Origin of the sequence: Streptomyces sp. TRM68416, assembly GCF_014596915.1 — a bacterium.
Taxonomy (GTDB): domain Bacteria; phylum Actinomycetota; class Actinomycetes; order Streptomycetales; family Streptomycetaceae; genus Streptomyces.
Genome location: NZ_JACVWU010000037.1, coordinates 1 through 14,286 on the forward strand (window position 1 = coordinate 1; position 14,286 = coordinate 14,286).

Genomic DNA, 14,286 nt, shown 5'->3' on the forward strand with positions numbered 1-14,286 from the left:
GCTAGGGCCTGCGCACCTCGTAGAGGAAGCAGCCGTACTCGACGGCCCGGACGTGGACCAGTGCCACGGCCGGGTCGTCGAATGCGTTGTGGAAGGCGTCCTCGTCGAGGGTGGCCACCAGCTGTCCGCCCAGGATGCGCCCGTCGGCCGAGTACCGGCGGACCGTGCGGTGGGCGTTGGCGAAGGGGAGACCTGCGCCGGAGGGGCCCGCGCACTCCTCGGCGTGGATGAAGACCGGGCCCTGTTCGTCGTAGGCGCCGGGGTCCACGCTGGTCTCGGCCGCCCAGCGGCGCAGCGGGGCGTAGGAGACCAGCGCGATCCGCTCGCCCGGTGCGCTGCGGCGCAGGCAGCACCGCAGCGGTGCCCCGCCCTCCTCGTCGGTCACGGGGACCGTCTCGCGGCCCGCGTCGTCGGTGGTGCGCAGTTCCTTCAGGATCGCGGGAGCGACGGGCCGTGCGGTGTACGTGGTCATGGCTCCAGGCTCCCGCCCGTCCGCCCCGGTCACCGGCGGGAAACGGACATCGCCTTCTGCTCAGGTCGCATGGAAGGATGGCCGAACCCACACATAACGAGGAGATGACCGCGTGCCTGGCACAAACCTGACTCGCGAAGAGGCACAGCAGCGGGCGAAGCTGCTGACCGTTGACTCGTACGAGATCGATCTCGACCTCTCCGGCGCGCAGGAGGGCGGTACCTACCGGTCCGTGACCACGGTGCGCTTCGACGTCGCCGAGTCCGGCGCGGAGTCCTTCATCGACCTGGTGGCACCGACCGTGCACGAGGTCACCCTGAACGGCGACGCGCTCGACGCGGACGAGGTGTTCAAGGACTCCCGGATCGCCCTTCCGGGGCTGCTGGAGGGCCGTAACGTCCTGCGGGTCGTCGCGGACTGCGCGTACACCAACACCGGCGAGGGCCTGCACCGCTTCGTCGACCCGGTCGACCAGCAGGCCTACCTGTACACCCAGTTCGAGGTGCCGGACGCCCGCCGCGTCTTCGCGTCCTTCGAGCAGCCCGACCTGAAGGCCACCTTCCAGTTCACCGTGAAGGCGCCCAGCGGCTGGACGGTCATCTCCAACTCGCCCACGCCCGAGCCGAAGGACGACGTCTGGACCTTCGAGCCGACGCCGCGCATCTCGACGTACATCACGGCTCTGATCGTCGGCCCGTACCACTCGGTGCACAGCGTGTACGAGAAGGACGGGCAGTCCGTGCCGCTGGGCATCTACTGCCGCCCCTCCCTCGCCGAGTACCTCGACTCGGACGCGATCTTCGAGGTGACGCGGCAGGGCTTCGACTGGTTCCAGGAGAAGTTCGACTACGCGTACCCGTTCAAGAAGTACGACCAGTTGTTCGTGCCGGAGTTCAACGCGGGCGCGATGGAGAACGCGGGCGCGGTGACCATCCGCGACCAGTACGTCTTCCGGTCCAAGGTGACGGACGCCGCGTACGAGATGCGCGCGGAGACCATCCTGCACGAGCTGGCCCACATGTGGTTCGGCGACCTGGTCACCATGGAGTGGTGGAACGACCTGTGGCTGAACGAGTCGTTCGCCACCTACACGTCGATCGCCTGCCAGGCGTACGCGCCCGAGTCGCGCTGGCCGCACTCCTGGACCACCTTCGCCAACTCCATGAAGACGTGGGCCTACCGCCAGGACCAGCTGCCGTCCACGCACCCGATCATGGCCGAGATCCGTGACCTGGACGACGTCCTGGTCAACTTCGACGGCATCACGTACGCCAAGGGCGCCTCCGTCCTCAAGCAGCTCGTCGCCTACGTCGGCATGGACGAGTTCTTCGGCGGGGTGCAGGCGTACTTCAAGCGCCACGCGTTCGGCAACACGCGCCTGTCCGACCTGCTGGGCGCGCTGGAGGAGACCTCCGGCCGCGACCTGAAGAACTGGTCGGAGAAATGGCTGCAGACGGCCGGCATCAACGTCCTGCGGCCCGAGATCGAGACGGACGCGAACGGCGTCATCACCTCCTTCGCCATCCGCCAGGAGGCCCCGGCCCTGCCCGCCGGCGCCAAGGGCGAGCCGACGCTGCGGCCGCACCGGATCGCGGTCGGCCTGTACGAGCTCGATGACGAGAGCGGCAAGCTGGTGCGCGACGAGCGCGTCGAGCTGGACGTGGACGGCGAACTGACCGACGTACCGCAGCTGGTGGGCAAGCGCCGTCCGGCCGTGGTGCTCCTCAACGACGACGACCTGTCGTACGCCAAGGTCCGCCTCGACGAGCAGTCGCTGGCCTTCGTCACCGAGCACCTGGGCGACTTCGAGTCCTCGCTGCCGCGCGCGCTGTGCTGGGCGTCGGCGTGGGACATGACGCGGGACGCCGAGCTGGCCACCAGCGACTACCTCTCCCTCGTCCTGTCCGGCATCGGCAAGGAGTCGGACATCGGCGTCGTGCAGTCGCTGCACCGCCAGGTGAAGCTGGCGATCGACCTGTACGGCGCGCCGGCCGGTCGCGAGGCCCTGCTGACCCGCTGGACGGACGCGACGCTGGCGCACCTGCGGTCGGCGGTGGCGGGCAGCGACCACCAGCTGGCGTGGGCGCGGGCGTTCGCGGCGACGGCCCGTACGCCGGAGCAGCTGGACCTGCTGGAGGCGCTGCTGGACGGTTCGCAGACGATCGAGGGCCTGGTCGTGGACACGGAGCTGCGGTGGGCGTTCGTGCAGCGTCTGGCCGCGGTGGGCCGCTTCGACGAGGCGGAGATCGCGGCCGAGTACGAGCGGGACAGGACGGCCGCGGGCGAGCGTCACGCGGCCACCGCCCGTGCGGCGCGGCCGACTCCGGAGGCGAAGGCCGAGGCGTGGGCGTCGGTCATCGAGTCCGACAAGCTGCCCAACGCCGTCCAGGAGGCGGTCATCTCGGGCTTCGTCCAGACCGACCAGCGCGAGCTGCTGTCCGCGTACACGGACAAGTACTTCGAGGTCGTCAAGGGCATCTGGGACGCCCGCTCCCACGAGATCGCCCAGCAGATCGCGGTCGGCCTCTACCCGACGCTCCAGGTCTCGCAGGACACCCTGGACCGGACGGACGCCTGGCTGGCGTCCGCCGAGCCCAACGCGGCCCTGCGCCGCCTGGTCTCGGAGTCCCGTTCGGGTGTGGAGCGCGCGCTGAGGGCGCAGGCGGCGGACGCCTCGTAGGCACGGCACCGGCACCGCTCGGGGCGCCCGGTTCGACACCGGGTGCCCCGAGCGGCGGGGTGGGTCAGGGGCGGGCGCCGGGCTTGTCGACCACGCCCCAGCCGAGCCGGGCGGTGATCACCGCGTTGGACGCCGGAAGGGGCGCGAAGGTCACCTCACCGGATCCGCGCGACTCCTCCTTGGACGGCCCGGCGGGCCTCGTGCGCTGCTTCTCGCCCAGGTAGGCGTACGTCTTCGGGTCGAAGAACAGCTCCTGCTTGCCCTGCCAGCCGGCGGCGGAGGGCTTGGCGTAGTTCACGCTCACGCCGATCGCCGCGCGCCCGAGGGGATCCTTGACGCCCTTCTCCACGCGGGCGCCGGGGATCTTCGCCAGCGCCCGGAACAGGCCCGCCTGGACATGGGAGGGGAGGAGCACCGAGCGGTAGAGGACGTTGATCTCCCGCCAGTCGCGCTCCGCGCGCGTCTCCCCCTTGATGTCGCCGATGGCGTGCTCCTCGCGGATGCGCTTCATCATGCGGTCGGGATCGCTGGGCAGGGTGCTGAGGAAGCGCCAGAACTGCCGCTGCGAGCGGTCGTCATAGCCTTCCTTCGCCCACTTCTCCTCCTGGTTGGGGCCGTACCAGACCTGGAGCTTGTTCGGGTCGAAGTCGGACATGTCGCCCTCGCCGGGCAGCCCGGGCAGGTTCGCGTGGCCGGTGCCGTCCCAGCGGGTCCACTCCTCCGAGGTCTGCGGCTTGCCCTGCGTGAAGGACATGGACTTCTCGTAGACCCACTGCTTGGGTCCGGGTTCGGTGACGGCCTGCTTCTCCACGGTGGTGGCGGCGAGTTCGAGGGCCGCGGCCGAGGCCTGCGCCGACAGCAGCCCGCCGCCGTCGGCCGGGGCGGCGCCGTCGGGCAGCGAGACGACGATGCCGGCGGTCACGGCGAGCGCGCCGGTCGCCGCCGCGGTCACCAGGAAGGTCCTGCGGGTCCTGCGGGGCGGGCGCACCGGCGCCGGGTCGGCCGCGGTCTCCTGGCGGAAGGCCTGGGTGAGCCTCACCCGCGCTGGGGCGAGCCGGGCGGTGTCGGGCAGGGGGGCGTCGGTGTGCAGGGCGCGGAGGTCGGACAGCTCGTTCATGCGGGCTCACCTTCGGGTATGCGAGCTTCGAGGGCGGGGTTGTGGGGGTCCGTGGCGGCGCGCAGCTTCCTGCGGGCACGGTTGAGCCGGGAACGGACGGTTCCCACGGGGATGTCCAGGGCCTGGGCGATCTCCTGGTAGCTGAAGTCGGCCCAGGCGAAGAGCAGCAGCACATGCCGGTCCCCGGCGGAGAGCCGGGCCAGCGCCTTGGCCAGGGGGCGGGCTGCGGACTGCGCGGCGATGCGGTCGTCGGCGGAGTCGGTCCAGCTCTCGGCGACCGGGCTGGTGCCGGTGCGGGCAAGGATCTTCAGGGCCTTGACCTCCGCACGGCGGTGCCCGCTGATGTGTCTCGCGGCGATGCCGTGCAGCCAGGGCCGGACCCCGGCCCGGTCCGGGTCGAAGCGGTCCCGTATCCGGAACGCGGTCAGGAAGGTCTCCGCGGTGACGTCGTCGGCCGCGTCCCGGCCGAGCCGCCGGGCGACGTACCGGTGGATGGCTGGTGCGTGGCGGTCGAACAGCTCGGCGAACCGTTCGGGGTCGTCGAGCGACGCCGCGACGACGGCGGCGTCCCCGTCCGGGGTGTCGCGCGGGGAATCGGTCATCAAGGATCCGTCCGGTGAGAGGGCGGCAGAACGAGAAGAACTGCCTTCACCCCTACTTGGCAAGCCACACGAAAGCGGTTCACGCACACCGGGCGACAGCCGCGATCCCCGCACGTCCGTCCTCGGCGAGCCGCAGCACCCTGCGCCGCTCCCCCGCCCCGGACGGCAGCCCAAGCACCGTGCGTCCGCACTCGACACGCCGCACGAAACGCCGCACACGTCCCGCACGGGCGACCCGCAACACCTTGCGCCGCGCCCGCCCCGGCCGGTCGCCCCCCATCACCGCACACCCGTCGCACGGAACAGCTCACGCACCTCGGGCGGCCGCCCGAGGGCCGTACGTGCGCACTCGGTGCGGCTCACGCGTTCCGCGCGGGCCGCTCCGGGAGCCCTACGTCCTCCGCCACGCCCCGAACCGGCGGCCCCGAACGCCCCACCTCCTCCGCCACGCCCCGAACCGGCGGCCCCAGGCGCTCCACCTCCTCCGCCACGCCGCGCAGGGCGGTGAGGACCGTGCGCACCGCCGGGGCGTCCTCGCTGCCGCGGCGCACCGCTGCCACCACGTGCCGTACCGGGCGGTCGGCGCCCAGTTCGCGCATCACCACGCCGGCGCCGGGCACGGCGGCCGTGCGGGGGACCAGGGCGATGCCCAGGCCGGCCTCGACCATGGCCAGGATCGCGGGCCAGCCGGCGGCCGAGTGCGCCTGGGCGGGGCTGAATCCGGCGGCCTCGCAGGCTCCTCGGGTGATGTCCGACCAGGGGCCGCTGCCGCCGAAGATCCACGGTTCGGCGGCGAGGTCGGCCAGCCGCAGGGCCTCGGCGTCCGCCAGCGGGTGGGCGGGCGGCAGGGCCACGTCCAGCGGGTCGGCGAGCAGCGCGACGGTCCGGAAGCGGGCGTCGCGGGCGGTGGGTGCCTGGGCGGCGAGGGAGAGGGCGAGGTCGACCTCGCCGGCGCCGAGGAGGTCGTAGGCCTGGGCCGCCTCGGCCTCCCGCACCTGCACCCGTACCCCGGGGTGCGTGGCGCGCAGGGCGACCACGGCCGGTACGACGAGGGCGGGTACGGCGGTGGAGAAGGCGCCGATGCGCACCTCGCCGACCTCTCCGTCCGCGTACGCCGCCAACTCGGCCTCCGCCCGCTCCAGTTGCTCGAACACGGCTTCGGCGTGCCGCAGCACGAGGCGGGCCGCGTCGGTCAGCCGTACCCGCCGCCCGTGGGCCTCCAGCAGCGGCACGCCGAGCTGGCGGGCGAGGTTGGTCAGTTGCTGGGAGACGGCCGACGGAGTCATCCGCAGCGCCGCGGCCGTGGCGGTCACGGTCCCCTCCTCCCGCAGGGTCCGCAGGATCTGCAGTTTTCGGATGTCCCACTCGGCCATGGCGGCAACCTACGTCACCGGCGCGCGCCGCCCGCGCCGAGTACGACTCCGCCGAGGATCAGTGCCATGCACAGGGCCTGCCCCCACCCGGTGGCCTCGCCGAGGAGCGCCCAGGACAGCAGGGCCACGCACACCGGCTGGAGGTAGTAGACGACGCCCGCACGGACCGGGCCGATCAGGGCGATCGCCTTGTTCCAGGCGAAGAAGGCGACGGCGGAGGAGGCGACGCCGACGTAGAGGAGCGGCAGGACCGTGCCGGTCGTGGGGGTGAAGCCGCCCTGGAGGGCGAGGCTCGCTCCCTGCGCGGGCAGCAGCAGCACGGTGCCCAGCAGGAAGGTGGTGAACAGGAAGGCCGTACCGCCCAGTTCCGCGGGCCGGCGGCGCAGGAGGGCGCTGTAGCCGCCGAAGCTGAAGGCCGCGGCGATCATCCACAGGTCGCCCACGGCGAGCGAGCCGCCGCCCCTGACCAGCAGGAGCACGCCCGTGCAGGCGACCAGCAGCCCGGCCACCCGGCGCGCCCCGAGCCGGACGCCGCTCATCCGCTCGAACACCGCCGTCAGCACCGGCGACGCGGCCATGATCATGCCCATGTTGGCGGCGGGCGTGGTCAGTCCGGCCTGGTTGACGAGGGTGTTGTAGACGGCGACGCCGAGGAGGGAGGCGAGCAGGACGTAACCGAACCGGCGGCGGATCAGCGCCCGCTGCCGCCAGGCCTGCCGCGCGCCGAAGGGGGCCACCACGACCAGGGCCACGACCCAGCGCCAGAAGGCGTGCTGGACCGGCGGCACGCTGTCGTGCAGCGCGCGGGAGGTGACGAAGCTGCCGGACCAGACGAGCGTGGCGAGGGCGGCGAGCGCGATCCCCACGACGGGGGCGGCTGTCGTGGGGATCGGGGCGCGGGAGGTCGTAGGGGCGGTTCGGTGGGCGGTGGCGACGGCCACGTAGGTCCTTTCGCTGGGACGGGGTCTCGGTGGATCTGTGGATCTGTGGATCTACCGTCGCAGCGCGTGACCTGTCAGGTCCATCGAATCTTTTCGATCACTCTTTTCAGCAGAACTGAACAATTGACCCCTGGCGTCCTTCGGCGCGATCTGCCCGGCGACCGTCGCCCCGAACGCCAGCGCCATGCCCACGAGCTGCACCGGCGTCAGTGCCTGGCCGAGGGCCGCCCAGCCGACGACCGCGGCGGTCAGCGGGGAGAGCGGGCCGAGAAAGGTGACCTGCGTGGCGGAGAGCCGGCCGATGCCGCGGAACCAGAGCCAGTAGGCCACCGCCGTGTTCGCCAGCGCGAGGTAGGCGTACCCGCCGAGGGCGCGGCCGTCCAGCGCGGGCGGCGCGCCCTCGGCCAGGAGGGCGACCGGCGCGATGAGCAGGCCGCCGGCGGTCAGCTGCCAGCCGGTCAGCGCGAGCGGGCCGACCCCGTCGGGGCGGCCCCATTTCTTCGTCAGCACGGTGCCGGTGGACATCGAGGCGGCGGAGGCGAGGGCCGCGAGCACACCGAGCGCGTCCAGCGCCCCCGCCGCCCTGAGCACGACCAGGCTGACCCCGAACGCGGCCACGACCCCGGTCAGCACCGCGCGCACGGTCGGCCGCTGTCCCAGCAGCACCGCGGACAGGCCCACCACGAGCAGCGGCCCGACCGAGCCGACGACCGCCGCCATGCCGCCGGGCAGCCGGTACGCGGACAGGAACAGCAGCGGGAAGAAAGCGCCGATGTTCAGCGCGCCGAGCACCGCCGCCTTCCACCACCAGGCGCCGCGCGGCAGCACCCGGGCGAGCGCCAGGAGCAGCAGCCCGGCGGGCAGCGCCCGCAGCAGGCCGGTGAACAGGGGGCGGTCCGGCGGCAGGAACTCGGTGGTGACCACGTAGGTGGTGCCCCAGGAGACGGGGGCGAGCGCGGTGAGGGCGATGAGCGCGGGGCGGCTGGCGGCCATGGGGACGCACCCTTCAGATAGGTCGATAGAAAGTAGCTTACCCGTAAGCTACTTTTACGCAAGCAGCTTTTCCGGGGTCCGCTTTCCCGTGATCCACTTTCTTGCGGCCGACCGTTCCAGGTCCGATACTCGGCCCATGAATGCACGCCCGGAGCAGCGCAGGGACGCCGTCGACGCGATCATCGACCAGTGGGCGGACGTACGGCCCGACCTCGACACGGCCGCGATGGAGGTCTTCGGGCGGATCGGCCGCCTCGCGCGGACGATGGGCGACCGCATGGAGAAGACGTACGCGCGCTTCGGGATCTCCCGCGGCGAGTTCGACGTCCTGGCCACGCTGCGGCGCTCCGGAGAGCCGTACACCCTCTCGCCGCGGCAGCTCTCGGCGACGCTGATGCTGACCACGGGGGGCATGACGGGGCGGCTGGACAAGCTGGAGCGGGCCGGCCTGCTGCGGAGGTCGCCGGATCCGCACGACCGGCGCGGGCTCCAGGTGAGCCTGACGGAGGAGGGGCTGCGGATCGTCGACGAGGCGGTCGGCGCGGGTCTCGCCGTGCAGACGGAGGCACTGTCGGTGCTGGACGCCGAACAGGCCGGCCAACTGGCCGACCTGTTGCGGGAGTTGCTCAGGGACTGAAGGGACCGAAGGGGCCGTAGGGACCGAGGGGCTGTAGGGACCGAAGGGACCGAGAGGGCTCTCAGCCGACCGGGGCCATGCTCTGACCCAGGTGCCGGGCCACGGCCTCCTCGATGTCCGACCGGCTCGGGGAGTCCGCCGCCCAGGCCACGTATCCGTCGGGGCGGACCAGGACCGTCGTACGGGTGTCGTGGCCGCGGCCGGTACGGCGTTCCACCGCGAGCCGGTCCTCCAGGCCGGTCTTGTCCGCGTACTCCTCCGGGGTGATCAGCACGAACCGGCCGCCGCGCAGGGCCTCGTAGAGGCGGCCGCCCTCCAGGGCCACGTCGGCGACCCGGGAGCCGGTCAGGCGGTGGGCCCCGGCCGGGGCGCCGTACTTGACGCCGACGCCGGCGATCTGGAGGGCCAGCTTGCGGCGGGCGGAGGTGAGGATGTTGAGGGTGGTGGCCACCACCGCCCGCAGGCCCCGCTCCCAGGGGTGGTTGGCCATGGCGAGGCGGACGATGGCGCCGCTGCTGCGCATGGCCTCGGTGCCGACGGGGTGACGCTCGGTCTGGTAGGTGTCGAGCAGCGCGTCGTCCGCGCGACCCTGGAGCACGGCGGCGAGCTTCCAGCCGAGGTTGGCCGCGTCCTGCATGCCGATGTTCATGCCCTGGCCGCCGGCCGGGGTGTGCACGTGCGCGGCGTCACCGGCGAGGAAGACCCGGCCCACGCGGTAGGCGGGCGCCTGGCGTTCGTCGCTGTGGAAGCGGGACAGCCAGCGGGCGTCGTGCATCCCGAAGTCGTGGCCCGCGGCGAGCCGGACGGTCTCCCTGACCTCCTCCAGGTGCAGCGGCTCGCTCTCGGGGATGTCCCGGCGGCGGTTCCAGGCGACGACCCGGTAGTAGCCGTCGCCGAAGTCCGCGAAGAACACGAAGGCATCGCCCCGGGCGTGCACGGAGAGCACGTCCTTGGGCGGCTCGGCCAGCCGGACGTCGGCGAGGAGCACGGAACGGATGACCGAGCGGCCGGGGAAGGGCAGGCCCACGGCGTTGCGCACGGTGCTGCGCATGCCGTCGGTGCCGACGACGTACTGCGCCCGCAGCGTCTCGCTCGCGCCGCCGGGGCCGCGCGTCTCGACCGTGACGCCGTCCTCGTCCTGCCCGACCCCGGTCACCTCGGTCTCGTACCGGAACCGGACCCCGGCCTCGATCGCGCGCCGCTCCAGGATCCGCTCCATCTCGTACTGCGGAAGGATCAGGAGGTGGTTGAAGCGGGAGGGGAGGGTGTCGAACTCGACGGTGAGCCGGGTGAAGAGGTTCATCCGGTCCAGCCGCCTGCCGAGCGACTCGGCCTCCTCGGCGAGGGCGCGGGCGTCGAGCAGTTCGAGGGTGCGGGCGTGCACGACGATCGCGCGGGAGAGGTTGCTGATCCGGTGCGGGCGCTTCTCGACGAGCGTGACGGGGACCCCGGCGGCGGCGAGGTCCCCGGCCAGCAGCAGGCCGGTGGGGCCGCAGCCGACGACGATCACGGAGCTGGGGGTGTGGTCGGCGCCCGGGTGGGGGGTGCGGTTCGGGTCGATACCGATGCCGGTGCCGTTCATGGTGGCCTCCTTGCCAACGCCTCCGGGTTTACCAACGCATGTTGGCCAACGCTCGTTGACGACGATACGACGCAACGCGTCGAGAGTCAACACTTGTTGGCCCACGAGCGTTGGCCTACGCTTGTTGGTATGACTGGAAATGAACGCAGTACCGCGACCGATTCCGGGGGCGGCCCACGTCGCCGCTCGGAGACCACCCGCACCGCGATCCTCGCCGCGGCACGCGAACGCTTCGCAGCTGACGGCTATGAGCGGGCCACCATCAGGGCCATCGCCAAGGACGCGAACATCGATCCGTCGATGGTGATGCGCTACTACGGCAACAAGGAGGGGCTGTTCGCCGCGGCCGTCTCGGTCGACCTGAAACTGCCGGGCCTGAGCCGGCTGCCCCGCGAGGAGATCGGCGAGGCGCTGGTGCTCCACTTCCTGCACCTGTGGGAGGAGAACGAGGTGCTCACGGCCATGCTGCGGGTCGGCGTGACCAACCGGGCCGGCGCCGAGCGCATGCAGGAGATCTTCCAGGAGCAACTGCTGCCCGTGGCCCGCGAGGTCTGCCCGGACCAGGAGCAGGCCCCGGTGCGCGCGGCCCTCACCGCCACCCAGCTGCTCGGCCTCGCGCTCACCCGGTACGTGCTCCGGCTGCCCCCGGCCGTGGCGCTCGGCGACGAGGAGGTGGTGGCGTGGATGGCGCCCACGGTGCAGCGTTACCTGACGGCACCGGCCGCCTAGGAGACACGCCGGCCGGGGGACATGCCAAGGGCGCCGTCCCCGGCGCCGTACGGCGGTGTGCGCGTACGGCGGCGGGGGCGGCGCCCTCGGAACGTGCGGGGTGGGGTCAGGCCTTGGCCGCGGCCTTCGGCTTGGACTTGGTCGCGACCACGCGGTGGGCCGGGTTCGACCGGTCCAGGACCATCACGAGGCCCACGATGACCGCGAACAGGACCAGCGGGGCCACGACGAACAGCCCCAGCGTCTCGGCGACGCTCAGGCCGGAGCCCGGTTGGTCACCGTCGTCGCGGGTCAGCGCGAGCGCGGGGGACGACATGAGCAGCATCATCAGCGTCGTACCGGCGGCCAGGGCGCCGACGCGCAGGGCGTTCTTCTTGTCCACGCCGCCCAAAGTACCGAACCCTGCCGGGGGCCGCGCGCCCGGGGGGTACATACGGCTCCCCCGGCCTGCCGGTGACCACCCGGCGGGGGGCCGGACGTTGCGGTGACCCGCGGGCCGGCGGGGGCTGATCGCGCAGTTCCCCGCGCCCCTTTGGTACGCGACACCCACGCCCCTCTTCAGCGCCGGTCGCCCTACCCAGCCCGTCCGGCGCTTGAGGACGAGGCCGTTCAGGCCGAACGGGGGTCCAGGGGGCGGAGCCCCCTGGCGGGGTCGAAGGGGCAGCGCCCCTGGGGATGGGACGGGTAGGGGCGGCGGGGGCGAGATCAACAGGCGGGATCACCCCGCCCGCACCACCTCCACCAACGCACGCAACCGCGGCGACGACGCCAGCTCCTCCAGCGTCACCGCCCGCCCGTCCGCGTCAGCAACAGGAAGCCGCCAGTTCGGATACTGGTCCCACGTACCGGGAAGATTCTGCGGCCGCCGATCCCCCACCGCATCGGGCAGCCAGATCCCGACCATCCGCGCCGGCGTGCGCAGCAGAAAGCGATGGACGGCCTGAATCTCCACCTCCTCCTGCGACGTACCGTGCCCACCCCCCGTCCCCTCCATCAGCCCCAGCCGGGCCAGCACGGCCAGCCACTCCCCCGTGTCCGCCGCCGCCTCCGCCCGCTCCTCCTCCAGCGACCGGGTCAGCAGCCCCAGGCTGTACCGCAGTTCGACATGCTCCCCGGTGAGCCGCGCGGCCGTGGACGGCAGATCGTGCGTCGTCGCCGTCGCCAGACAGTCCGCCCGCCACCGCTCGGGCGGCAACGGCTGCCCGTCCCCCTCCCAGTCCCGTTCGAACCACAGCACGGACGTCCCCAGCACCCCCCGCGCGCGCAGCGCCTCGCGCACCCCGGGCTCTACGGTCCCCAGGTCCTCCCCGATCACCAGCGCCCCGGCCCGCGAGGCCTCCAGCACGAGGATGGCGAGCATGGCCTCGGCGTCGTAGCGGACGTAGGCGCCCTCGGTGGGCGGATGCCCCTCGGGGACCCACCACAGCCGGAACAGGCCCATGACATGGTCGATGCGCAGCGCACCGGCGTACCGGAACAGCGCCTTCAGCAGCCGCCGGTACGGGGTGTACCCGGACTCCGCGAGGCGGTCCGGGCGCCAGGGCGGCAGCCCCCAGTCCTGGCCGCGCGCGTTGAAGGCGTCCGGCGGTGCCCCCACCGACATCCCGTCCGCGAAGTGGTCCTGCTGCGCCCAGGCGTCGGCACCCTGCGGATGCACCCCGACCGCGAGATCGTGGACGATCCCGACCGGCATACCGGCCTCGCGCGCGGTGCGCTGGGCCGCGGTGAGCTGGGCGTCGGTCAGCCAGGCGAGCAACGAGTAGAAGTCGACGCGGTCCATCAGTTCCCCCCGCGCGCGAGCCGTTTCCGCCGAACGGGGATCGCGCAGCCCCTCCGGCCAGCTCCGCCAGTCGGGGCCGTGCACCTCGGCCAGCGCGTACCAGGTGGCGTGGTCCTCCAGCGCCTGCCCCTCCTCGGCGAGGAAGTCGGCGTACGCGGCCCGGCGCCCCGGCCCGAGGGGCACGTCACGGACCAGTTCCAGCGCCGCGCGCTTGAGCTCCCACACGGCGTCCCGGTCGATCAACGCGCCCTTGTCCAGGACGGACTCGCGCAGTCGGTCGGCGCGCTCCAGCAGCGCCCGCACCCGCTCGCGGTCCTCGACGCGGGCGTACTCCGGGACGTCCTCGACCCGCAGGTGCACCGGGTCGGGGAAGCGGCGCGAGGAGGGACGGTAGGGGGAGGGGTCGGTGGGCGCGCCGGGCACGGCCGCGTGCAACGGGTTGACCTGCACGAACCCGGCGCCGAGCGTCCGCCCGGCCCAGCCGGCGAGTTCGGCGAGGTCACCGAGGTCGCCCATGCCCCAGGAGCGGCGGGAGAGCAGCGAGTAGAGCTGGACGAGGAATCCGTAGGAGCGTCCGGCGGGGGCGGGCAGCCGCGCCGGGGCGACAACGAGGTGCGCGGTCGCGGTACGTCCGTCGGGTGCGGTGGCCGTCAACCGGTGGACCCCGGCGGGGAGTCGCTCGGCCGAGGCGCGGGTCTCGCCCTGCTCGGTCTCGATGCGCAGCCGGGTGCCGGACGGCAGTCCGGTGAGGGCGGCGGGCAGGACCGGGTCGGATCCGCTCCAGACCACGACCGTCGGCGGCAGCAGCCGCTCGCTCAGTTCGCGCTCGCGGGCGGCGAGCGCGCGGCGGACGGCGGCGGGGCTGCTCGCCTCGACGTCGAGGGCGGCCAGGACCAGGGCGAGCGCGGACGCCGAGGCCGGGACCGTGCGGTCCGGGGAGGGCTGGTAGGAGGTGGCGACGCCGTGCAGCTCGGCCAGTCGCGACAGATCCTCGGACGGGACGTCCCCGGTCGGGTTCTCGGCCGACCCCTGCGCTGCCATCTACGGCCTCGCGGAGTCCGGGCCGACGGGGAAGGCCTCGCTGGTCAGCGGCGGGGCGTCGGCGAGCGGCGGCTCGCTGGTCAGGGGCTCCGCGTCGGGCAGTGGCGGTTCACTGGTCAGGGGGGTCTCGGCGCAGGCGCTCTCCGCACTGAAGACGCACAGGTGCGGTTCGGGCTCGGTGAGCGCCTCGGGTTTGGACAGGGCGGAGAGCAGAAGGTGTGCCGATGCGGCCACGGGGGCCTCCTTGTCGAGTACGGCGACCTACGGCCTGTCCTGCGGATCGCGCCGGCCAGGCCTTGGCGGGTTACCGCAGCCCTACCCAGCGGGCGCGACGGCAGA

The 14,286-nt window shown here is 72.9% G+C and carries 13 protein-coding genes; 3 read left to right on the forward strand and 10 right to left on the reverse strand.

Annotation, left to right across the window (positions count from 1 at the left end):
- Position 1: 1 nt before the first annotated feature.
- Complete coding sequence (locus ICC28_RS37560) at positions 2-472, reverse strand: DUF1203 domain-containing protein (protein WP_188293340.1); 471 nt, start codon at positions 470-472, stop codon at positions 2-4.
- A 112-nt stretch (positions 473-584) separates the two neighbouring features.
- On the opposite strand from ICC28_RS37560, the gene pepN reads away from it, so the two are divergent.
- Positions 585-3,152 (forward strand): aminopeptidase N, encoded by a 2,568-nt coding sequence (gene pepN, locus ICC28_RS37565; RefSeq protein WP_188293341.1) that lies wholly within the window; start codon positions 585-587, stop codon positions 3,150-3,152.
- A 64-nt stretch (positions 3,153-3,216) separates the two neighbouring features.
- Here the strand turns inward: pepN and ICC28_RS37570 are convergent, their stop codons facing one another.
- The 5 genes from ICC28_RS37570 to ICC28_RS37590 all read right to left on the reverse strand — a co-directional run bounded on the left by ICC28_RS37570 (position 3,217) and on the right by ICC28_RS37590 (position 8,178).
- A complete protein-coding gene (locus ICC28_RS37570; protein ID WP_188293342.1) occupies positions 3,217-4,269 on the reverse strand; it encodes a CU044_5270 family protein in 1,053 nt (350 codons plus the stop codon).
- Positions 4,266-4,871, reverse strand: coding sequence for an RNA polymerase sigma factor (locus ICC28_RS37575; protein ID WP_188293343.1), 606 nt, complete (start codon positions 4,869-4,871; stop codon positions 4,266-4,268). Before ICC28_RS37575 ends, ICC28_RS37570 begins: the two co-directional genes overlap by 4 nt.
- 359 nt (positions 4,872-5,230) lie before the next feature.
- Positions 5,231-6,244: a LysR family transcriptional regulator gene (locus tag ICC28_RS37580; RefSeq protein WP_188293344.1), complete on the reverse strand. Its 1,014-nt coding sequence runs from the start codon at positions 6,242-6,244 to the stop codon at positions 5,231-5,233.
- 14 nt (positions 6,245-6,258) lie between these two features.
- Positions 6,259-7,134, reverse strand: a complete 876-nt coding sequence (locus tag ICC28_RS37585) for a DMT family transporter (RefSeq protein WP_317454172.1) — start codon at positions 7,132-7,134, stop codon at positions 6,259-6,261.
- Between the two features lie 102 nt (positions 7,135-7,236).
- The gene (locus tag ICC28_RS37590) at positions 7,237-8,178 is read right to left on the reverse strand and encodes an EamA family transporter (RefSeq protein ID WP_188293346.1); all 942 of its coding nucleotides are present in this window, start codon (positions 8,176-8,178) and stop codon (positions 7,237-7,239) included.
- Positions 8,179-8,314: 136 nt separating this feature from the next.
- On the opposite strand from ICC28_RS37590, the gene ICC28_RS37595 reads away from it, so the two are divergent.
- Entirely contained in the window at positions 8,315-8,815 is a 501-nt protein-coding gene (locus tag ICC28_RS37595) for a MarR family winged helix-turn-helix transcriptional regulator (protein ID WP_188293347.1), read from the forward strand.
- A 61-nt stretch (positions 8,816-8,876) separates the two neighbouring features.
- Here ICC28_RS37595 and ICC28_RS37600 read toward each other — a convergent pair whose 3' ends face one another.
- Entirely contained in the window at positions 8,877-10,397 is a 1,521-nt protein-coding gene (locus ICC28_RS37600; protein ID WP_188293348.1) for an FAD-dependent monooxygenase, read from the reverse strand.
- 129 nt (positions 10,398-10,526) lie between these two features.
- Between ICC28_RS37600 and ICC28_RS37605 the strand changes: the two genes are divergently transcribed.
- On the forward strand, positions 10,527-11,126 hold the full coding sequence (locus ICC28_RS37605) for a TetR family transcriptional regulator (RefSeq protein ID WP_188293349.1): 600 nt from the start codon (positions 10,527-10,529) through the stop codon (positions 11,124-11,126).
- 106 nt (positions 11,127-11,232) lie between these two features.
- Here ICC28_RS37605 and ICC28_RS37610 read toward each other — a convergent pair whose 3' ends face one another.
- The 3 genes from ICC28_RS37610 to ICC28_RS37620 form a co-directional block, all read right to left on the reverse strand.
- On the reverse strand, positions 11,233-11,508 hold the full coding sequence (locus ICC28_RS37610) for a hypothetical protein (RefSeq protein ID WP_188293350.1): 276 nt from the start codon (positions 11,506-11,508) through the stop codon (positions 11,233-11,235).
- A gap of 336 nt (positions 11,509-11,844) precedes the next feature.
- A complete protein-coding gene (gene malQ / locus ICC28_RS37615) occupies positions 11,845-13,947 on the reverse strand; it encodes a 4-alpha-glucanotransferase (protein WP_188293351.1) in 2,103 nt (700 codons plus the stop codon).
- On the reverse strand, positions 13,948-14,181 hold the full coding sequence (locus ICC28_RS37620; protein WP_188293352.1) for a hypothetical protein: 234 nt from the start codon (positions 14,179-14,181) through the stop codon (positions 13,948-13,950). It lies immediately after the preceding gene.
- Positions 14,182-14,286 lie beyond the last annotated feature (105 nt).